At 42.3% G+C, this 21,327-nt stretch carries 17 protein-coding genes; 13 read left to right on the top strand and 4 right to left on the bottom strand.

Going from position 1 to position 21,327, the window contains the following annotated elements; all coding sequences use genetic code 11:
* Positions 1-68 precede the first annotated feature (68 nt).
* The 3 genes from RBB12_RS08075 to RBB12_RS08065 all read left to right on the top strand — a co-directional run bounded on the left by RBB12_RS08075 (position 69) and on the right by RBB12_RS08065 (position 2,427).
* Positions 69-608 carry a hypothetical protein gene (locus RBB12_RS08075; protein ID WP_306012959.1) on the top strand — a complete coding sequence of 180 codons (540 nt, stop codon included), beginning with the start codon at positions 69-71 and terminating at the stop codon, positions 606-608.
* A 476-nt stretch (positions 609-1,084) separates the two neighbouring features.
* Complete coding sequence (locus RBB12_RS08070) at positions 1,085-1,582, top strand: hypothetical protein (RefSeq protein ID WP_306012960.1); 498 nt, start codon at positions 1,085-1,087, stop codon at positions 1,580-1,582.
* Positions 1,579-2,427, top strand: a complete 849-nt coding sequence (locus RBB12_RS08065) for a tetratricopeptide repeat protein (protein WP_306012961.1) — start codon at positions 1,579-1,581, stop codon at positions 2,425-2,427. The genes RBB12_RS08070 and RBB12_RS08065 overlap by 4 nt, the downstream gene beginning before the upstream one ends.
* 70 nt (positions 2,428-2,497) lie before the next feature.
* Here the strand turns inward: RBB12_RS08065 and RBB12_RS08060 are convergent, their stop codons facing one another.
* Entirely contained in the window at positions 2,498-4,084 is a 1,587-nt protein-coding gene (locus RBB12_RS08060) for a thiol-activated cytolysin family protein (protein ID WP_306012962.1), read from the bottom strand.
* Between the two features lie 221 nt (positions 4,085-4,305).
* On the opposite strand from RBB12_RS08060, the gene RBB12_RS08055 reads away from it, so the two are divergent.
* The 9 genes from RBB12_RS08055 to RBB12_RS08015 all read left to right on the top strand — a co-directional run bounded on the left by RBB12_RS08055 (position 4,306) and on the right by RBB12_RS08015 (position 14,825).
* On the top strand, positions 4,306-6,297 hold the full coding sequence (locus RBB12_RS08055) for a tetratricopeptide repeat protein (RefSeq protein ID WP_306012963.1): 1,992 nt from the start codon (positions 4,306-4,308) through the stop codon (positions 6,295-6,297).
* Between the two features lie 82 nt (positions 6,298-6,379).
* Positions 6,380-8,056: a hypothetical protein gene (locus RBB12_RS08050; RefSeq protein ID WP_306012964.1), complete on the top strand. Its 1,677-nt coding sequence runs from the start codon at positions 6,380-6,382 to the stop codon at positions 8,054-8,056.
* Positions 8,057-8,249: 193 nt separating this feature from the next.
* Entirely contained in the window at positions 8,250-8,951 is a 702-nt protein-coding gene (locus RBB12_RS08045) for a pentapeptide repeat-containing protein (protein WP_306012965.1), read from the top strand.
* A 153-nt stretch (positions 8,952-9,104) separates the two neighbouring features.
* Entirely contained in the window at positions 9,105-10,379 is a 1,275-nt protein-coding gene (locus tag RBB12_RS08040) for a toll/interleukin-1 receptor domain-containing protein (RefSeq protein ID WP_306012966.1), read from the top strand.
* A gap of 154 nt (positions 10,380-10,533) precedes the next feature.
* Complete coding sequence (locus RBB12_RS08035) at positions 10,534-11,130, top strand: hypothetical protein (RefSeq protein WP_306012967.1); 597 nt, start codon at positions 10,534-10,536, stop codon at positions 11,128-11,130.
* Between the two features lie 734 nt (positions 11,131-11,864).
* On the top strand, positions 11,865-12,542 hold the full coding sequence (locus RBB12_RS08030; protein ID WP_306012968.1) for a hypothetical protein: 678 nt from the start codon (positions 11,865-11,867) through the stop codon (positions 12,540-12,542).
* Positions 12,543-12,638: 96 nt separating this feature from the next.
* Positions 12,639-13,475: a DUF4886 domain-containing protein gene (locus tag RBB12_RS08025; protein WP_306012969.1), complete on the top strand. Its 837-nt coding sequence runs from the start codon at positions 12,639-12,641 to the stop codon at positions 13,473-13,475.
* Between the two features lie 123 nt (positions 13,476-13,598).
* Positions 13,599-14,339: a DUF2268 domain-containing putative Zn-dependent protease gene (locus RBB12_RS08020; RefSeq protein WP_306012970.1), complete on the top strand. Its 741-nt coding sequence runs from the start codon at positions 13,599-13,601 to the stop codon at positions 14,337-14,339.
* Positions 14,340-14,420: 81 nt separating this feature from the next.
* Positions 14,421-14,825 (top strand): thiol-disulfide oxidoreductase DCC family protein, encoded by a 405-nt coding sequence (locus RBB12_RS08015; RefSeq protein ID WP_306012971.1) that lies wholly within the window; start codon positions 14,421-14,423, stop codon positions 14,823-14,825.
* Here the strand turns inward: RBB12_RS08015 and RBB12_RS08010 are convergent.
* Positions 14,822-16,135, bottom strand: coding sequence for a dicarboxylate/amino acid:cation symporter (locus tag RBB12_RS08010; protein ID WP_179383772.1), 1,314 nt, complete (start codon positions 16,133-16,135; stop codon positions 14,822-14,824). The two genes, RBB12_RS08015 and RBB12_RS08010, sit on opposite strands and share 4 nt — an antisense overlap.
* Positions 16,136-16,192: 57 nt before the next feature.
* On the bottom strand, positions 16,193-17,257 hold the full coding sequence (gene aroC, locus RBB12_RS08005; protein ID WP_306012972.1) for a chorismate synthase: 1,065 nt from the start codon (positions 17,255-17,257) through the stop codon (positions 16,193-16,195).
* Positions 17,258-17,450: 193 nt separating this feature from the next.
* Here aroC and RBB12_RS08000 point away from each other — a divergent pair, with 193 nt between their 5' ends.
* Entirely contained in the window at positions 17,451-18,368 is a 918-nt protein-coding gene (locus RBB12_RS08000; RefSeq protein ID WP_306012973.1) for a UDP-2,3-diacylglucosamine diphosphatase, read from the top strand.
* On the opposite strand, the gene RBB12_RS07995 is transcribed toward RBB12_RS08000, so the two are convergent.
* A complete protein-coding gene (locus RBB12_RS07995) occupies positions 18,339-21,254 on the bottom strand; it encodes an FAD-binding and (Fe-S)-binding domain-containing protein (protein ID WP_306012974.1) in 2,916 nt (971 codons plus the stop codon). The genes RBB12_RS08000 and RBB12_RS07995 overlap by 30 nt on opposite strands.
* Positions 21,255-21,327 lie beyond the last annotated feature (73 nt).

Below are 21,327 nucleotides of genomic sequence, written 5' to 3'. Positions count from 1 at the left end.
CTGAGCGCAGTCGAAGTATTAAAAACGATTCATGTCCTTTAACGTTAGATATTAATTTAAGGAAGATTATGAAAAATAGATTCATTTACATTATGTCATTCGCATTTCTCATCACATCGTGTAATGAACAATCTTTTCAACTTGATGACATACTCCAACAATGTTATGATTCAAAATATCAACAAGAGGGTTATGACATCAAAGCTATTATTGATAATTATGAAAAGTTATTAATCAACGATGGTGTTTTAATAGATGGAAATGGAAAAAGCTATTTGGAGGTGTACAATAAAGTAATTTCGGATAAGGGCTTTCGCATTAAGTCCGAGCCTTTTCAAGAATATGACCCATGGCATAAAATTGATAAGAAAATCGCCGTAACCGTATTTGAGTGTGAACGCCAAATGATTGAATTAGCAAAAAAAGAAGACTCGAGATGGATTAATTTATTTAACAAATTTGAAGCAGCGGAAATAAAAGAAAATCCAGAAATGATGTATCAAGAAATGCAGGAAAACCTATCCAAAAAGGATTTAAAATCTTACTATTTTAAACTTAAAATGTTCAACATTTTTGATATGGTAAATGCCAAATGGGAAAATCTGTGACCAATACCGTCATCATCTTCAAAATGAATAAAAATACGCTGCAAAAAAGTGTTAAATCTATAGCCCAGTACTTTTAAGGCCTATAATTTCTCACACCCTTAAATCTATCTAATTCAATCCTACTCGGAAATTTCCTAAGATTTTTACTCCCTACGGAATCATACACAAACAAGATAACGACCTCATTCCACCCCCACCAAATCACTTCCCCCAACCTTCCCCTCCAATTTTCCCGTATCCTGTTGGTCAATAACAACCCAAGCTAAACAAACCAAAAAAGACCTACTCGAACGGAAGAAGTTTTTTCAAAAACAAATGCACTATAAAATAGTTATTGGGTGGTTCAGAAAAAATAGCGATTTTAGCAACACGCATTTTTTATGGCCTTGCATTGAATAATTCTGACCCAAACGGTGGTCAATCATTTTATTTGAATACCAATGCATTTAAAGCAATTCTTTCTCGTCCTTTTTTTAATGGCAATCAGCGTTTCCTGCGACTTTTCGGGCAAAAATAATCAGCGGCCCATTCCCACCACTACCTACCCCAGATGGGTCGGGGATATTGAACATGACACCACATTGGACAAGTCATCCTTTCAGCCCTGCCATGGGGATGACAAGGTCTATCAGTACTTCAACATGAGCCAAGGGCTACAGTTTGATGGGGAAAAGAAGGCTATGGAAGATTATTTTCTTCAACAGTATAAGCCGGTAAGCAGTGAACAGTCCGGATGGATACGGATACGGTTTATGGTCAACTGTGAAGGACAAACAGGCCGATTTCGACTTTTGGAAGCTGACGAAAACTATCAGGAACGGCCATTTGATAAAAATATATCGTCCCAATTGATGAAACTATCACGCGAACTCAAAGGATGGAAAATCCAAAACAAGGATGGGACTCCCATCGATTATTACCAATATGTAGTTTTTAAAATCAACCAAGGAAACATCGAAAAGGTAATGCCATGAAAAAATTGATACTACTTTACTTATGCTTTTTGCCCGGTTCCTTGGTTTGGGGACAACCCAATTGCAATTATTACAAGTACACTGGACAAATGGAACGATACGAAGCTTGCTTGGCAGCAGAGAAAATTGCCGGCCACTACCAGTTCAGCAGGGAGTTTCAATCCATTTTGGACAGTGCCATCACCTTGGACCCCACATGGGATTATCCGTATCGGGAAAAATCGACGGCCTATTTAAAAAGCGGTGACTTTGTCACCTGGAAAAAACTGATAGACAAAGCCGTGGAATATGACACCTTGAACAATCTCCTTTATCGGGGCAGATGCAGGCTCAACTTTTTTAGGGATTATAAAGGCGCCATGGAAGATTTTAAACTGTTGGAGCGTTTTATCCACTCCAACAATAAGAACGAACAACTACTGGTGCACGATGACACCCATGCAGATATCTATGTCGCGCTTTGCTTACGCCATTTGGGACAGCTGGAAGCTGCCATCAATCTTATTCAGGAACGAATTAAGAAAAATAAAATCAACCCTGGACTGGTGGACCACCTTTATCTGGGCGCCATGTATTTGGAAAAGGGAGAATACGAAAAGGCCATTGAGCAATTCAAAAAACAGGAACAGATAGATGATCTGGCCGAAAATAGGTTCTATACGGCAAAAGCCTACAAGGCACTCGATGCTCATGACGAGTATTTGTCCTACCTGAAAACCTCCAGAAATTACATGGATCAAGGTCAACGAATGCACGATTACTACGTGGAGGACTTCTACAAGATTTATGCGGCGGACATTTTAGAGGAAGAACAACAGGCTGAACTAATCAACAAAGGGTTGTAAGGGTAATCAAATAAAAACAGCCGGCATCAAATGGTTGAACCCCACTTGAGCGGCCGACTGTCAGCACTAATTAATTACAGCTAATGGGTGAAAGTGTAATCTGAAGAAGTAGATTATTGGTCACTTCGAAGCACTTTTGACTGCTCAGATACCCATAAGGCCTAGGACTTCCCAATGCCCTCCAAACAAAGGCATCCTGAAACTGGAATTCCACTTCCACATCGTGCGCTCCATCCGGTGGACTTTTCACGGAGCGTTGTCCATTGTTTACGGTGTTATAGCCACCAATCACCGTATTGTTGGTTCCGGCGGTTTTATAAATAAACCTGTACCGCACATCAAAAATTGAATTGTTGTCCACGTCAACACTGGCGTGGTCATACCTAAATGTTTGGCAACTTTCCACGCGATAATCCGTGGTATACCCCATTTTGGCCAGCGTATTGTCTTTTAAGTACCGGATGGTATATGCAATGGGCACTCCCGGATTATCCCTACTGTACACCGCATTCTCTCCCGTAATCACACTGTTCAAAGAACCATAGCCAGATTCAATATCCGCCAAATTGATGGCTTCGGAGGCTGCTTCGGCATTTCCGCCAATGGTAACCACCGTTATGTTGGAGGTTTTTAAGATTTCATCATAGGTCGAGTTGACCGTTCCCACACCACTAACGCCTCCAGCGTATTCCAAAACTGCATCCAACTCAACCGACGTATTCGTATTGGTGGTTTCCATACGCACCATAATGATGCGTCCGTACGAAACGGAACTCACATAGGCTGGTGGTGTATCGGAATCCATGGCAGATGCAACAGCGGCTTGGCTTACAGAAGTATCAAAAACACTGCCAGGGGAGCTTGGGGTGTCCATCGTCACCGTGTAGAAAACTTGTTTGAACACTACTCCGGCATATCGCTTCTCCGTTGTGCTTTCATAATCAAATTGTGAGGCCAATGATCCCGTGGCCCATTCCACATTCAGGCCAACATCCAAACTAAATTGCTTGGAAGAGTAGGAAGTGGAAGCTTGATAGGAAGAATTGGAAGCGTTCACATACCCCTCTTGGTAAGCGTTGGCGTTCCACCACTCCAAAGCATTATCAATACTGGACTGTACGGAGGAGTTTGTAGGATTGTCCACCACAATGTTCCCTTGCGATCCAATTCCCGGTAGGTCCAACCGAAGCGTTACCGGTGCCCTACCCAAGGTCAAAGGGTCTGGAGCGCCATCCAGCATACCTTGGTTGCCCACGACCAAGGCCCCGGGAAAAACAATACCATTGGTCGGACGCAAAATGGCCACATCGTCAAAATTGGACTCCAAATTGTAGTCTTGTGTCCTGCATTCGAAAAGCTGTCCCAATGTAGGGCCTGTATTTATGGTATTATCATTGGTTACGGTACGTTCCGTGGCGCTTCCGCCCGTATCTTGAACATTTAAAAGCTCATCGGGATTGTAAGATAGATTTTCAATATATGCGTTGATGGCCTCCAGGTCATCATTTTCCTCACCGCCATTTTCGCCCCCGTTTTCGCCTCCGTTGTCAATGGGAGGATCCGTTCCTTCATCCTTGCTGCACGAAACAGCGAGGCATAATGTCATGGACCATATCAACAGGGTCCATAAGTTGATTTTTTTTGAAATTGATTTCATAACTAATTGGTTTAAAGGGTTCAACGTTGTCGAAATTAGACTTCAAACCGTCACCAACCTATTTACTGATATGGACAAAGTATGGACACACAAGGATTTAATACGGTTAAAGGGAGATGGACATTGATTGTACTCAGGATGTTTATGAATATTATATTTATTTGATAGTCAATGTTTTATGTCATAAATAAAAAAGTAAGCCCCATTCAAATCCATGGACAATGAATGGACAAGGGGGTTTGGGCCCATATATTGGGAGGTTACAGCGCTCTGGATTATTTATTACTTTAGAAAGCATAAAGGATAACCTCGTGAAACACTACACCATTATTTTAAGCTTGCTTTCCCTTTTTTGGCAATCCATAAACGCCCAAGGCCGGGAAAAAGAATTGGACAGTTTAATCACCCGCGCCGAACAACTTCCAGAATCCATTGAAAAAGCCCAAGTGCTTTCCCGAATACATGAAAGGATGATGTTCACGGACCCCGATAAGGCTCGAGACTACGCACAACAAGCGTTTGACCTTTCGGAAAAACTGGACTACAAAAAGGGAATTGCCAATGGCTATCTTCAATTTGGGAATTATTTTTCCAACCGAACTGAGAACGACTCAGCTACCTATTTCTATGAGCTTTCATTGGAGAAATTCAAGGGAATAAAGTCCATCAGGGGACAAATTTTCGCCAACCATTCCTTAGCCGGAATTGAACGTGAAAAAGGAAATTACGACAGGGCCATTGAAATTACCCATCGAAACATCGCACTATATAATGATCAAAACAGAAACGAGACCGATTTAAAGGAATTCAACCTAATCGGCGCAGAATATGAGGTTTTGGGAAGCGTGTACATGGACAAGGGCAATTATACCCTGGCCCTTAATGAAACCCTAAATGCGTTACGTTTTTTTGAAGAGGTGGGAGACAAGGTACGAAAGGGAGATGCATTGTTGCAATTGGGGCAGATTGAATACAAGCTTGGAAATTTTAACGCTTCCCTTGCCTATGAGGAGGAAGCCTTTGCCATTTATCGCGATGAAGATGATAAGGTATACCAATCCTATGCCGCCAACCATGCGGGGTTGGCCGCTGAAGCGCTTGGGGATATGCAAAAGGCTGAGGAGTACCAAAGAGCGGCCATGACATTGGCACAAGAAGTGGGCGTAAAATCAGCTTTATCCACTGCGCTGCGAGATTTGGGTCGAATCCATGCCAAAAAGGGGCTCTTGAATGATGCAAGAACATTTCTGGAAGAGTCGTACAAGGTATCGGAAAGTACTGGCATACAACTCGACATCGCTTCTTCGCTCAAAGAACTCGCACAAGTTGATTACCAATCCAATGAGTTTGGCGAAGCCCTAAAAAAAATGGACCGTGTAATTGAAATGACCGAAAGTATTGGTGCCGTTTCCATCCTTGGACAATCCTATAAGGAACGTAGTCAAATCCACGAAAGCTTGGGCAAATACACCAATGCCATAGCGGACCTAAGAACATATCAAATCATAAACGATAGTATTTTCAACAGTAGAAAGTCCCAGCAAATAGAAGAACTCAAAACCATTTACGAAACCGAAAAGAAAGAAGCCGAAATCGCCCTGCAAGAAGAGGAAATCAATACGCTGAACGCACAGGCCGAGGTGAACCGACTCACCAAAGGTCTGTATGCCGGAGGCATGGCCTCTGCCCTAGCCCTTTCTGGTCTTTTGGTGTTCGGTTACCGCCAGAAAATGAAGAAAAACAAGATCGCTCGCGAAAAACAGGAGGAAATCTACAAACAGGAAATTGCGCACAAGAAAAAGGAACTCGCCAGCCAGACCCTGCATTTAGTGCAGAAAAATACCTTTATCCAAGAGTTGATGGACAACCTGGAGAACATTAAAAACTCCCCGGAAAAGTTCAAAATGGAATTTCGGCGTATCGTGATGCTGTTAAAAAAGGAAAATGCCTCCGATAAGGACTGGGAAGTGTTCAAAACCTACTTTGCCGAGGTGCATAACGACTTTGACCAGAAACTCAAGACCATTTACTCGGACATTTCCGAAAAGGAAATCCGGTTGGCTGCCTTTTTGCGGATGAACCTGACCACCAAGGAGATTGCGGCCACACTGAATGTACTGCCCGATAGTATCTTAAAATCAAAGTATCGACTAAAAAAGAAATTGGAACTGGATAAGGAGACGGATTTGGTGGCGTTCTTAAGCTCATTGTAGGTCAAATTCACCATCCGCTCCTTTAGTTGTTGTTTTTAAACCCTATTTCAACGAACTTAGAGACCAACTAAACAGCAACCCATTGAAAACAACCACCATCACCCTAGCGTTATTGACCTTACTTTGTATCGGCTGCCAGACCGAAAAGAAAAACGGTTCAGAAGAGAATCAGACCCAAACCGTATTCACCTCCAACGATTATGGGGACCTCGTTACCTTGTTCAAGGAATGGAGAGCCTTCGAAAACCCACCGCTTTTGGATGGGGCTCCCGATTACACGGCCGAAACCTTTGAAAAGCGCTGGCCTACATTTAAAGAGTTACAGTCCAAACTGCAAGCTATCGACACCACCAACTGGTCCGTGGAAAATCAAGTGGATTGGATGATCGTATGGGCCGAAATGAACGGTTATGACTTTAACCATCGAATTTTGAAGCCTTGGGTGCGTGATCCCGCCTATTACAAAACGGTTTGGACCGCCCGTAGTGATGTGCCCGCCCACGAAGGACCCACCCATCATGGCACCACGGAGCTATGGACCTACAGGTTTCCCCTTTCAAAAGAGGAAAGGGACAGACTTTTAAATGACTTAAAAGTGATTGCCCCGCTAAACGCGCAGGCACAAAAAAACCTGACCGGAAACGCCAAGGATTTATGGATTGCCGGGATTCGGGATATTGAAACCCAAAGCGAGGTGTTGTCCGAACTAAAACAACGGCCAAGTCTTGCCACAGATGCAGAATTGGTTTCCGTAATCGATGAGGCCATTGCATCCACCAACGAATTTGCCACTTGGTTACGGGCCGAAGCGGAGACCAAAACTGGCCCTTCGGGCATTGGCAAGGAGAATTACACCTGGTATTTGCAAAATGTCCACTTGGTGCCCTTGACCTGGGAAGATGAGGTCATGATTCTAAAGCGGGAACTCGACCGCGCGTGGGCCTCCCTAAAACTGGAGGAGCACAAAAACAGAAACCTGCCCCAACTGGTCGCTGCGGATTCCCCCGAAGCCTATGATAAAATGGCTGATGAAGCCGCCAAAAGTTTGATCAATTTTCTGGACCAACAGGACATCGTAACCGTAAAACCCTATTTTGATACCGCCCTACGCGAGCACTTGGGCGAGTTCATTCCCGCAGAAAAACGCAATTTCTTCACTATAGGGGAACATTACGACCCCAGACCGCTCTACTCCCATTTTTACCATTGGTTTGAACTGGCGCGTATGGATACGGAGCCGCATCCCAGTGAAATCCGGAAAGGACCTTTGTTGTACAACATTTGGGATTCCCGAAACGAGGGAACCGCAACCGCCGTGGAAGAAATGTTTATGCAGGCGGGCCTGTACGAAGACAGTCTGAGGGCGCGCGAGATTGTGTACATCATGATCGCGCAGCGTGCCGCACGGGGCTTGGGCTCCCTCTACGCCCACGCCAACGAAATGACCATGGAAGAAGCCGGCGGCATCCATAGCGAATACACCCCAAGGGGCTGGATGAAAACCGAAAAGGAACTGCTCATTTTTGAACAGCACCTCTATTTGCGCCAACCCGGGTATGGCACCAGCTACATTACCGGAAAGTACTTGTTGGAAAGTGCGATGGCCGCATACGCCCATCAAAAAGAGGCCAATGGGGAGGACTTTGTGCTTAAGGACTTTTTTGACACCCTAAATAGCATGGGCTGTATTCCCATATCGCTGACCCATTGGCAGATGACAGGCTCCAAGGAGCATTTAAACATGATTACTGTCGAATAGTCCACCCACCTGTTTACCGAAACAGAAAACCGGACAAGTTGATAACTTCTTACAACCGGGAAGATTACGCTATTGCTTTTGAGAGAAATTTCGGTGAAATTAGTAAACGAGGATGAAATACATCGATTATAGGCCTTTTTGGGGGTATATAGATGTATTTTATGTTGATATAAACGAGTTAGCTGCAAATTGAATGAAAAAAACCAAAGAACATAAAATAGATTGGAATGGCAGAATTGAAAACAAAGAGTTTTCGGATATTTTATTTGAAGAACTGACAGTTAAAAAAGCAGATATTAAAAGCGTAACGTTTAGGAATGTTCATTTTAAAAACTGCTATCTCGGATTTAATTCTAAATATTCAGACAGTACTTTTATCGAATGTAAGTTCTATGGAAAATATAGTTCGCTTGGAACACCTGCTATTTATACAAACTGTCGATTTGAAAATTGTCAATTTATCGGAATTGACTTATTTACTGGACAACATTTTTATGATTGTAAATTTTCTGGACTAATGAAAAATCCAATACTAAACGATATACATCCGAAAGTAAAGAATAATGAAACGGTATTTAAGAATTGTGACTTGACGAATTTAACTTTTCAGAATGTAAGTTTATATGGAAAAAATGTCTTTGAAAACACTATACTTCCGGCTTCAGGAATTAGATTATATGACAATACCAATGATAAACTTATTGAAAAAGCAGAACAGGTTTGTGGGAGCATTGAAAGTAGTGATAAAATAGAATCGGAAGTAATTTTTAGGAGAAATTTAAAGCAAGGACAAAATCCTATCATTCTTGATGACTTGTTCTTGGATTCATTTTTTAAGACAGAAAATTCGAGAAAAATATTTGAGAAAATTGTTAAAGGATATGAATTAAATTAAAAATCTGCAGCTAACAATGGCTATAAGTAATTGCTTGTTCTCGCCTACTTCTGAAAATCCTTGCGGATTTTCAGTTTGGTGTTTACTTGTAAAGTTGAGTGCTAACCCACGTAACTACTCATAGCAGAAACCGTTAGCTGCAAGCTGAAAAAAATGAAATCTATCAATCAGGAAGAAATATTAAACTACATTCAGTCGGAAAACTGGAAACCTGTATTGGATTTTTTATACAAACATCGGAAGGAAATCAAATCTGACACTCTTTTAAAATATTCAACTGAAATATTTGAATCAGAATTTTTCAGAAAACTTAAAACAAAGTCGAAAAGCATAGAATTTGATGACCTACAGAAGCTTTTTTTACTGCATAATGGTAATTTTTTCGGACTGACCGACACTAATTACAAAACATTGGTCATTGAATTAGCAACTCAAAGCAAAGGAGAATCTGCATACAATTATGCTTCGTTGTTTCCAGATGAAGAAATTTGTAAATCCATTATTGAAGAACACAAAAGTAGTTTGCCAAAAGAGGATAAAAAGATAGAACATAGAAAAATTGATAAGATCAATTGGATTGAAATTTATAATAGATTATTTGAAATAATCAATAATCAAGGCGATACCAGCACTTATTTTTCAGGTCCAAGATTTATCAATACTTTAAGAGAGTTCGACAAATATCATCCGGACTATACTCAATATATTGATTTAAGAAATCAACAAGGAAAAAGCACAAGTCGGAGAATTTTTTACTACGACATATTAATGGATTTGGACGAAAGGACAAGAATTGTCTTTGTTGATCGAATTTTGGAAATGGTAGAACCTTTTGACAAGGAGAGAGTTATTCCAATAAAAGCTCTTATCTCTGGAGAAAGCTCAACTACCGCAAAGGCTTCAATTCAAGTAGAAAAGAAAGAAACAGTTTTAGAAGGCACATCGACTATTTTTATTTCATACTCTTGGGACGATGAAAAACACAAACAATGGGTTCTGGATTTAGCAAATAAATTAATGAGTGAAGGTGTAAACGTAATCCTCGACAGATATGAGCTTCGACCAGGAAAAAGTCTACCACATTTTGTTGAAACATCCATTAAAAAAGCAGATAGAATTATAATAGTATTCACGCCAAATTACAAACTTAAAGCTGAAAAACGAGCAGGAGGAGTTGGATACGAGTACTCTATTATGAATGCCAAACTTTATGAAAATCAAACGGAGAATGAGAAAATCATTCCTGTTTTGAGAAACGGAGACAAAACGAAAAGTATTCCGGAATTTATGCAACAATATATACATATTGATATGAGAAAGGATGAAAATTATGAGACGTCCTATCTTGATTTATTAAGGGAAATTTATGACGAACCCGAAATAGTAAAACCTGAACTCGGAAAGAAACGGGATATAGCCAGCAGCTAACAACGTATATAAAAAATAGCGGTTTAGTGCCTAAACAAAAGATAAATAATAAATTAATGTCGGTTACAAACCGAAAAGTTAGTGCACAAAAAACCGCTACTTTTCATATACAAGACCGTGGGCAACAATTTGAATCAAAAAACAAATATAACATATGAAAGAATGGAAATTTATATTAGAGCAAGTATTTCCTAATGGAATTCCTAAGTTTTGCGAATGGACTGAATTATCTGAAATACAAAAATTTTTGAACAAATTGGGTTCTTACGATAATTCTAATCATCTTTTTTATCCAAGCGGTGGTGGATTAGACCTTCATGGTACATCTGATTCTAACGAAAAAAACTGTATCGAAATTAAGACTGCTGGAAATGAAATAATTTCGCCTAAAAGTTTGACTTTTAACTCTTTTGATAATTTAGATTGGTCATATTTTAGAATAGAATTGAATGAAATTCCTCAAACTAAAGTATATGATTATTACATTGAATTTGGAGAAGAACTATGCGAATTGAGTCCTTTAAATTACGTATCACGGTCGCATTGGGATGAAAACGAATATAATGAAGAACCTTTACCGCAAGGAGCAAGACTTGTTGAAAGGCGATTGAAAGGAAGTTTAGTAATTTTCGGAAAATTGTCCCCTTATAATTCTCATAGTAGTACTTATGACGGGAGACACAACAAATATTCTGAAACTGAATTTAGAGATTACATCGAAAATGTAAAGAAAAATGGTTGGGACAAATAAAAAACTGGTGCTACAATGTATAACCGCAATTACGGCGGATTCGACTACGTCCGAATCCACTCGGAATTGCTAAAGTCTGTGCCAAACCTAAAATTAACGCATATAAACCCGTAACTGACGGTTATACTAGACCGTTAGCATCTATTTAATTTGAATTTCTACGAAAAAATATTTTTCAGCACATACTCCTGCTTCGCTAGGACAAATACTTGGGACCCTTTTTGGTCGGCTATATCTGGTCTTTCCATTTTGCACGCTTTAAATGCCTTAACGATCGGACTTTTGGCAGGTCTATCTTTTGAAGGTGTTGGGAAAACGGAATTTGTCATCACCGCCATCATCTTGGTGGGTATATTAATGTGGATTCATTATGACAAATTATTGAAAAGACAAGATTTTCATGAAAAAGCTAAAGATTTAAGTTCCAAAACAAAATTTTGGTTCGGTTTTCTATCACTTTTATACTCAATAAGCACTTTCGGACTGTTTTTTTGGACTTTAAATGCGCCATGGACACCATTCATTTTGCTATGCCTTGTCTTTATAGGTGTGTCACTAAGCACATATCTATTTAAATTGAAAAACTAATGCTAACACCTGTAACCGTTGTACAAACCCCCAATCAGCAACAAAACGGAGAATTCTTGCTACCCTTCGGCTTTGCTCCGGGCAGGCTTGCAAAGTTAAGTGCTAACCCACGCAACTACTCATAGCCGAGACCGTTATCTCTTATTTTGAAAAACACTTTTTACATATATCCATTTATATTTCTTCATTTAATTTTCAATTGGAGTTGCAAGGACAGTACTGTTGCAAAAAATAATCCAATATCGACTGTTGAAAACGATTCAACAGAATACAATTTGGAAAAAGATTCCACTAAAATCAAGTTAACTAAATTTGAAAAGATATGGGTTAAATATGTGGATGAGAATGGACGAAAATTAAGTGAATTGGAATTGTATATTTCCGAATATGGCGACACTCTTTGCTGGAATAGAAAAATTTATACTAATGGAGAAATAGATTACTCAAAAAGTAATTTTTATGATTTTGAGGCTAAAATGGCAGAAGACAGCATTATTAAGGGGCGAATTACTCTCCACTTAGAGTTAGACCACTCAATTAAAGACCCTGTTGTAGACAGAGAAATCACAGTTGATTTCGTAAACCAATTAGGAGATAGTACAGATATTACCACTTTTGAATCAAAAGGTAAAAATTACGTTGATTTTGAGTTTAAAAATAACAATGATACAATTATTGGCCTCGTAACAGAATATCGTAGGATTGATTTACTCAATGCCCCAGATAGTACAAGGTTAATATGGTCTAAGCTACCTATTGATAGTGAATCTGAAACAGAAAATGTTTTTATCAATGTTCACGGGCTTGATAAAAACAAGAGATAACACTGGCTATAATTCATTGTTCCCTCCTCCCCTAAACTAAGATTCCCTATTTTTAAGAGACTAAACACGAATAACCGAGACCATTAGCTATAATTCATGAAACATATTCTATTACCATTATTATTATTCATTGCTGTTAATTGTAAATCTCAGGAAACAAAGGAAACCGAAAAAATCGACGTACTGTTTATTGGAAATAGTTTGACCTATTACCATGATATGCCGGAAACTTTACAACAAATGTTGAACGAGACTTCCTCTAATTTTAACATTGAACATAGTACATTTCCCGGAATGTCATTGGATGCGCATTTGAACAACATCATTGAATTAAGAACCGAGGATCAAATCAATACGCGAAGAAAGGAAGATGGTGAAAAAACCGAAACAGAGGTTAAACTATCCGAAAAGGATTGGGATGTCATAATTCTGCAGGAAGGCACCGTCAGACTATTAATTCCGGAGGCCAAAAAATACAAAGTTGAAACCGCAATTGAAGAAATCAAGAATCGAATTTCAAATAAAGATTGTAAGTTCATTTTATTTAAAACTTGGCCTTCAAAAAAGGAATACCCTAAACAATATTGCTATTCCAAATGGGCTATTGACCATAACTTGGAAAATGATGAGTATTGCTCTCCAGAAATAGCGGATCTAGAACAGGAGTTTGCTTTGATCAACGAATCGTATGATTTGGTGGCCGAAAAGTATGGACTCACAGCATCGGAAAATGGGAACAAATTCTACCAAATTTTGACGGAGTATCCAGAAGTCAACGTATACGAAGACAATATCCATCCCAATGTCTATGGAGCTTTTTTAAATGCGTGCGTTTTTTATCAAATGCTAACGGGTAAAAAAGCTTCCAAACTAAAGTTTAATGGGGAAATTGAACCAAAAACAGCGGAATTATTAAAAAAGATTGCAGAATAATAATACCGGGATACACTTATAATCCATAGTGCCACTCACACTCCATAGTCAAAACCACCCACACCTCTTTTCTATTCATGTAACAATTTCGGATCTCATCAGTCTTTAAACAAACGAACATTCATGAAATCCATCAAAATCCTAGCGCTATGTGCACTATATAGCGTCATCGCCAGTTGCAACCCTTCTCCGGGCAAAACATTCCAAGCCAGCTCAGTGGTAACCTTTACCGAAGGTAAATCGCGCTTTACGCCGGCACAGGAAGAACTCATACAAGACATTGTCCACACATCGGAACTAAAGGTCAGGGAACTGTTGCCCAACCTGCCCGATAGCATCAACGTAGCGGTGGAAATCGTGGATTGGAACATCGATGTGGTCGGTGGGGTTACCGGCCGAACGGAGACCAACTCCCCTCCCCAAGTGGTGATCCAAATATCCGAGACCTACCCCGGTGGGGTTGTCAAAGCGGCCGAAACGGCCTTGGAGCATACCATTTTTCATGAATTTCACCACCTATACCGAGGTTGGGCCATTCAGGACAATAAATTTGGACCGGGCATCCATATCGCGGCGGTGAACGAGGGGCTTGCCGTGGTGTTTTCGGAAGCGTACACCGTAGCCATGGAAGCCGATAGCCCTCCCGAAGCCACAGTGGCCGAGGAATGGGCAACCGAAATTTTGGCCCTGCCCATCAATGCCAATTACCAGCACTGGATGTTCCAGCATCCCGACGGTAGGGAATCCGTGGGTTACCGAACGGGGAATTATATCGTGCGCAAGGCCTTGGCAGCATCGGGCAAGAACATCCTTGAACTGAGCGAGCTCCCTCCCAACGAGATTTTAACATTGGCCGGCTATTAGAAATCGCTAGGCTTTGAGGGGATTGCTGCGTATCTTTGGGGTAAAGAAATAGATTCCCGCCTACGCGGGAATGATAGCACTATGGAAGATAAAAAGATAATCCTGTTCGATGGCGTTTGCAATTTGTGCAACAACGCGGTCCAATTTGTCATTAAAAGGGACAAAAAGGATATTTTTCGCTATGCGGCGCTCCAAAGTGACATTGGACAGGAGTTGGTGGACCAACGCCAAATCGATACCAGCAAAATCGATTCCATTATTTTGATTGAGCCCGGGGTGGCCTATTTTACCAAATCGGATGCTGCCTTGGAAATTGCCCAAGATTTGGGCGGCATCTGGAGACTTTCGGCCATTTTTACCTGGATTCCTACCTCCATCCGCGACCGAATCTATGACGTTGTGGCCAAAAATCGGTACAAATGGTTCGGAAAGCAGGATGCCTGCATGATCCCCACCCCAGAACTTAAAGCCAAGTTTTTGGATTAACTCTCTTTTTGTTTCCGATAGTTGTCGTCCCAATTCTTCACCTTGGGCTCTCCCAATTTATCTACGGATTTAGCAACCAATAAAGAAACGGTTGCATCACCTGAAACGTTCACCACGGTACGGCACATATCCAAAGGTCTATCCACCGCAAAAATCAGTGCAAGACCTGCCTCAGGAATCCCAGCCTGTGCCAATACGATGACCAACATCACCATTCCGGCACCGGGAACAGCTGCACTACCTATGGAAGCCAAGGTTGCCGTAACAATGATGCCCAACTGAGCGGAAAGACTCAGGTCCATACCAAAGGCTTGGGCGATAAAAACGGCGGCTACCGCTTGGTACAAACTGGTTCCGTCCATATTGATAGTGGCACCAATGGGCAGCACAAAACTGGTCACCTCTTCCTCAACGCCCAAATGCTCTTCTACCCTTTCCATGGTTACTGGCAAGGTAGCGGCACTCGAACTGGTCGAAAAAGCCAATAATTGTGCAGGGGACATTCCTTTCATAAAAAAGGCAGGGTTGGTTTTGGTGAAAATCCATGCAATCAGCAGATATACACATAGCATAAGCGCCAAACCAAGCAGTACACAGAAGGCATACCATGCCAGGGCTTGGAAAAGGTCCAAACTTGGCGACTCCACTACCAAGGCCGCCAAAAGTGCAAATACACCATAAGGTGCGGCCAACATGATAATATCTATCAATTTTAAAATGACCTCGTTAAAGCCATCGAAGAATTTTTTGACGGGTTCAGCGGTTTTCTCTGGAATCAAAATGAGCCCAATCCCAAAGAATATGGCAAAGAAAATCACCTGAAGCATGTTTCCATTGTCACTCGCGGCCTTGAATATGTTGCTCGGAACCAAATCTTCCAGCGCCTGCAATGGTCCCGCCTCCTTTTGTTTGTCGGCGGCAGTTTTGATGTTGTCGGCATCTCCTTTGTAGTTCTCCACGAGCTCGTTCCGGGTATCCTCTGTAATGGAACCGCCGGGCTTTACCACGTTCACGACCAGTAAACCTATGGTTACCGCAATAATGGTGGTGACGATGTAAATCCCTATCGTCCGACCTCCCATTTTGGAGAGCTTCGAAATGTCCTTTAAGTCGGACACTCCCTTGATCAACGATGCCAAAATCAAGGGCACCGCAATCAATTTTAGTGAGTTGATGAAAATATTACCAAAAGGTTTGATCCAATCCGAAACAATTTTGGGACCCCAATCAAATTGAACCATTAACAACGCAAACAAAACACCCAAGGCCATCCCGATGAGGATTTGCCAGTGTAATTCTAATTTCTTCATAAAATAAAATTATGGACGGAAAGATACTTTATTGCATGGAAACCACCTAACGGCTCATCAGATTTTGTTGGTACGGGCCAGCAACGTATAGTCTGCCAACACCAATGCCGTCATGGCCTCCACAATGGGCACAGCCCTTGGCACCACGCAGGGGTCGTGCCTTCCCTTACCTTGGGTGGTCACCTTCTCCCCTTCTTTGTTGATGGTGTCGTAGGCTTGCAGAACAGTGGCCACAGGCTTAAAGGCAACACTAAAATAAATGTCCATACCATTGCTGATACCCCCTTGGACACCTCCACTGCGATTGGTCTTTGTAGTGCCATCAGGGTTAAAGGCATCGTTATGCTCGCTACCCTTCATGGCAACCCCTGCAAAGCCGCTTCCATATTCAAAACCCTTAACGGCATTGATGGAAAGCATGGCTTCCCCCAAACGGGCGTGCAGCTTATCAAAAACAGGTTCTCCGAGACCGATGGGTACATTTTGGGCCACACAGGTGATGACCCCACCAATGGTATCCCCCTCTTTTTTAATGGATTTGATGTATGCCTCCATCTGTTGGGCCATTTCAGGATCCGGACAGCGCACTGCATTAGATTCGATCTTGGAAAAGTCCAATTCTTGATACGGTTTATCCAATTTCATCTCCCCCACTTGCGAAACAAAGGCGTTGATCTTGATATCGTCCAGAAACTGTTTGGCGATGGCTCCCGCCACCACTCGACTTGCCGTTTCCCGTGCGGAACTCCTGCCTCCGCCTCGGTAATCACGGAAACCATATTTTTTATCGTACACATAGTCCGCATGGGAAGGTCGGTACGAATCCTTGATATGGGAATAGTCCTTGGACTTCTGATTGGTATTGTGAATGGCAAAACCAATGGGCGTTCCCGTAGTTTTTCCCTCGAACACCCCGGAATAGATCTCCACGGTATCCGGCTCCTTGCGTTGCGTGACGATGGCAGATTGCCCCGGCTTTCTTCGGTTCAGTTCTTCTTGTACCTTCTCGAGGTCCAACGTTATCCCAGCGGGACAACCATCGATAATGCCGCCCAGAGCCTTTCCATGGGATTCACCAAAGGTGGTGAGCCTAAAAAGTTGTCCAAAGGAATTTCCTGCCATTCGGTATAAAATTAGATTGCCCCCAAAGGTAGCGGATACAAAGCTAATTCAAAAACAGGCTTTTGGCTTAATGTTATTGTAACATAATTCACTTTAAGGTGATATTATTTTAACAATATCCTCATGAATTAATGATTTGGAATTGATTTCTAATTTATTCCTACCAGTTTATTTTGTACTAAACCTTATTCGATTGAAAAGAAGGAAGATAGAATTGGCAGTTATCTCGGATGTCCACCTAGGAACCTATGGCTGCCATGCGGACGAACTGATCACATACCTCAACAGTATCCAGCCCAAAAAACTGATTTTAAACGGGGACATTATCGATATTTGGCAGTTTAGCAAACGATACTTCCCTCCTTCCCATTTAAAAGTGTTAAGAAAGATTATTGGAATGGCCTCCAGGGGTACCGAAGTGTATTATATTACTGGAAATCATGATGAAATGCTCCGTAAGTTCAGTGATACTTCAATGGGCAACTTTAAGATCATGAACAAATTGGTCTTGAACCTCGACGGTAAAAAAGCATGGATCTTTCATGGTGATGTGTTCGATGTCTCCATTCAGAATGCAAAGTGGTTGGCCAAATTGGGAGGATATGGCTATGACCTACTTATTTTGATCAATAGTTTCCTTAATTGGTGCTTGGCCAAGATGGGACGGGAAAAATATTCCTTGTCCAAAAAAATAAAGAACAGCGTAAAGGGTGCGGTCAAATACATCAATGACTTTGAAAAAACCGCTGCAGAACTCGCCATAGAAAACGAGTACGATTATGTGGTCTGCGGACACATCCATCAACCCAAAAAAGAAATCTACGAAAACAAATATGGTCGATGCACCTATCTAAATTCCGGGGATTGGGTGGAAAACCTTACCGCTCTGGAATATTCCTTTAAGCGTTGGAAAATTTACCACTACAATCACGACCGGCTCTCCCCTTTCTTTATGGACGAAGACCTAAAGGAAATGGATATGAACGACCTTATTGCATCCATTACGGACAAGGAAGTGAAGATGGAAGACCTTACCGAAGAACAATTCAGTGAGAGCGAAGAACACGTCGACCCTGATTTCTTAGACAACAAGGGCCTGTCTCAAGATTGAGACCGGGTGCAATGCCTCCCTTTTCGTCCCATCCTTGATTTGATGCCTACAACTGGTTCCATTGGCAGCGATTATGGTGTCCGTTGAACTTTTCTTCACCGCTGGAAACAATTTGAGTTCCCCCACCTGCATGCTCACCTCATAATGTTCCTTTTCGTACCCAAAGGAACCCGCCATGCCACAACAGCCCGATGGGATGATGGTGACTTTGTAATTTTCGGGCAAGTTGAGCACATCGAAGGTCACTTTTTGGTTGCTCAATGCTTTTTGATGGCAATGCCCGTGGATTTTTATGGTCCGCTCTTCTTTGGTAAAACTGTCAGCAGTAATTTGTTTTGCTGCAATTTCCGAAGCCAAAAATTCTTCGATCAAAAAGGATTGCGAAGCCAGTTTGGTCAATTGGCCCTTATCCTCGTGCAACCGTTGGTATTCGTCCCTAAAAGAGAGTATGGCCGAAGGCTCCAGTCCCACAATAGGCGTTCCGGCATCCAAAATGGGCTTGAGGTGTTCCAAATTACGGGCGACCAGTTTTTTGGCCTGTTTTAAAAATCCTTTCGATAGATAGGTTCTCCCACTTTCCCCATAAAATAGTTCCACATCGTAACCCAGTTTGCACAGCAATTCGATGGCATCCTTACCGATCTGGATATCCAAATATTGAACAAACTCGTCGATATATAGCACCATCTGCTTTTTGGAAAGGTCCGTACGCTCTGCGCGCTGCTTTTTAAGGTGGTTGTTAAAATTAAAGCGCCCTACTCGAGGGAGACTTCGCTCCTGGGCAACGCCAGCTGCTTTTTTAAGCAAATTCCCAAAAATATTGGACTCGTACATCCAATTGGTTACTCCTGAAACCTTGCTTCCCAAGGCATTCAGTTGGGTATTGTGGGCAAACAGCTTGCTGCGCAAGGAATAGCCGTTCGCTTCCTGATAATGGTACAGAAACTCCGCCTTCAAGGTGGCCACGTCCACATTGCTGGGACACTCACTGGCACAGGCCTTGCAACTCAAACAAAGGTCAAAGACCTGTTTTAGCTCTTGATGGTCGAAGCGGTTCGGTTTTTCAGAATGCGTCAAAAACTCCCGCAGCGCATTGGCCCTGGCCCTTGTCGTATCTTTTTCATTTTTGGTCGCCTGATAACTGGGGCACATGGCACCGCTCATGTGGTGGCTTTTGCGGCAATCACCACTTCCGTTGCATTTTTCCGCAGCCTTTAAGATACCCTCACTATCCGAAAAATCCATGACAGTAGAAACTTCGGGCTCTTTTCGGTCTACCTCGTACCGCAAGGACTCATCCATGGGGTACGCATCCACTATCTTGCCCGGATTCAGGACTCCATTGGGGTCGAAAAGCGTTTTTACGCGCTTCAGGAGTTCATAGTTGGCCTCTCCGATCATTAATGGGATAAATTCCGCTCTCACAATCCCATCACCATGTTCGCCGCTAAAGCTGCCTTGGTATTTTTTAGTGAGTTGGGCCACATCGGTGGTGATGCGGCGGAACAAGACCACATCTTCCCGTTTTTTGAGATTGAGAATGGGCCTCAAATGCAATTCTCCAGCCCCTGCATGGGCGTAGTACACGGCATCCTGGCCATATTCTTTCATGATTTGGGTAAACTCCCCGATAAAATCCTTCAGGTCTTCCAAGGCCACTGCAGTATCTTCAATACAGGCCACCGCTTTTCGGTCTCCCACCATATTGCCCAGCAATCCCAATCCGGCCTTACGAAGTTCGATGGCCTTATTGATGTCGTCCCCATACAAAACAGGACTGGCATAGCTCAATCCCGACCTTTCAATGGTTTGGAGCAGGGCTTCCAACTGCTTTTCCAGATCTTCCTTGGTAGTTGCCTTTACCTCCAACATCAAAATTCCTGCAGGGTCGCCCTCCACGAAAAAACGGTTGGCCAGTTGTGCGCGGTTGTTCTTGGTACAGTCCAGAATTACCTTATCCATCATCTCGCAAAGGTGCAGGCTGTGCTGCATCACGGGAGCTACATCGCTCAAGCAATCCTCCAAGGTATGGTAATGGGTAGCTACCATGGCCGCAAAGGGAGGTGGTACATCATCAAGCTGTAGGGTTACTTCGGTGGTAAAGGCCAACGTTCCCTCGCTGCCCGATAAAAGCTTGCACAAATTGAAATCCTCCTTTTCATCCCCAAAAATCCGATTCTTCAACAGTTCGTCCACCGCATAACCTGTATTCCGTCTGTGAATGCTTGGTTTCGGGAATTCATCGGCAATCTGTTGTTGCGTTTCCGGATTGGAAAGTTCTTCGTAAAGTTTTTGGTATATGTTTGCTTCCAAAGAATCCCCAATCCGCTTTTGGTCAAATGTTTCTTTGGATATATCCGCAAAGTGTGCATCGCTCCCATCGGACAGAATGCATTGCATGGCAACCACCTTATCACGTGTAACACCATATTGTATGGAAGTGGTGCCCGAAGAATTGTTCCCAACCATCCCACCGATCATACATCTGTTGGAAGTGGAGGTGTTTGGGCCAAAAAAGAGACCAAAAGGTTGTAGGTACTGATTGAGCTCGTCACGAACTATCCCGGGCTGAACCGTCACTTGCTTTTTCTCCTTGTTCAAATGGATGATTTTGGTGAAGTGTCGGCTCACATCCACCACAATGCCCTCCCCTACGCACTGTCCGGCCAAAGAAGTTCCTGCTGTCCGAGGAATTAATCCAATCTTATTTTCGTTTGCGAAAACAAGTAATGTTTTGATATCCTGTGGATTTTTGGGATAGGCCACCGCTAAGGGCAGTTTGCGATACACCGAAGCATCTGTGGCGTATATCGCCCTGCTCAATTCGTCGAACAACAACTCCCCTTCCAAGGATTCAGAGAGGTCTTTTAACAATTTTTTATCCAACTTGGAATACTTTTTGGGAACTAAATTGGTTTTTAGAACGTAAATGTATTACAAAACTATCTCTATTTTTTAA

Origin of the sequence: Allomuricauda sp. MMSF_3307, assembly GCF_030733585.1 — a bacterium.
Classification (GTDB): Bacteria; Bacteroidota; Bacteroidia; order Flavobacteriales; family Flavobacteriaceae; genus Flagellimonas.
This window is presented reverse-complemented; position numbering and strand designations above follow the sequence as displayed.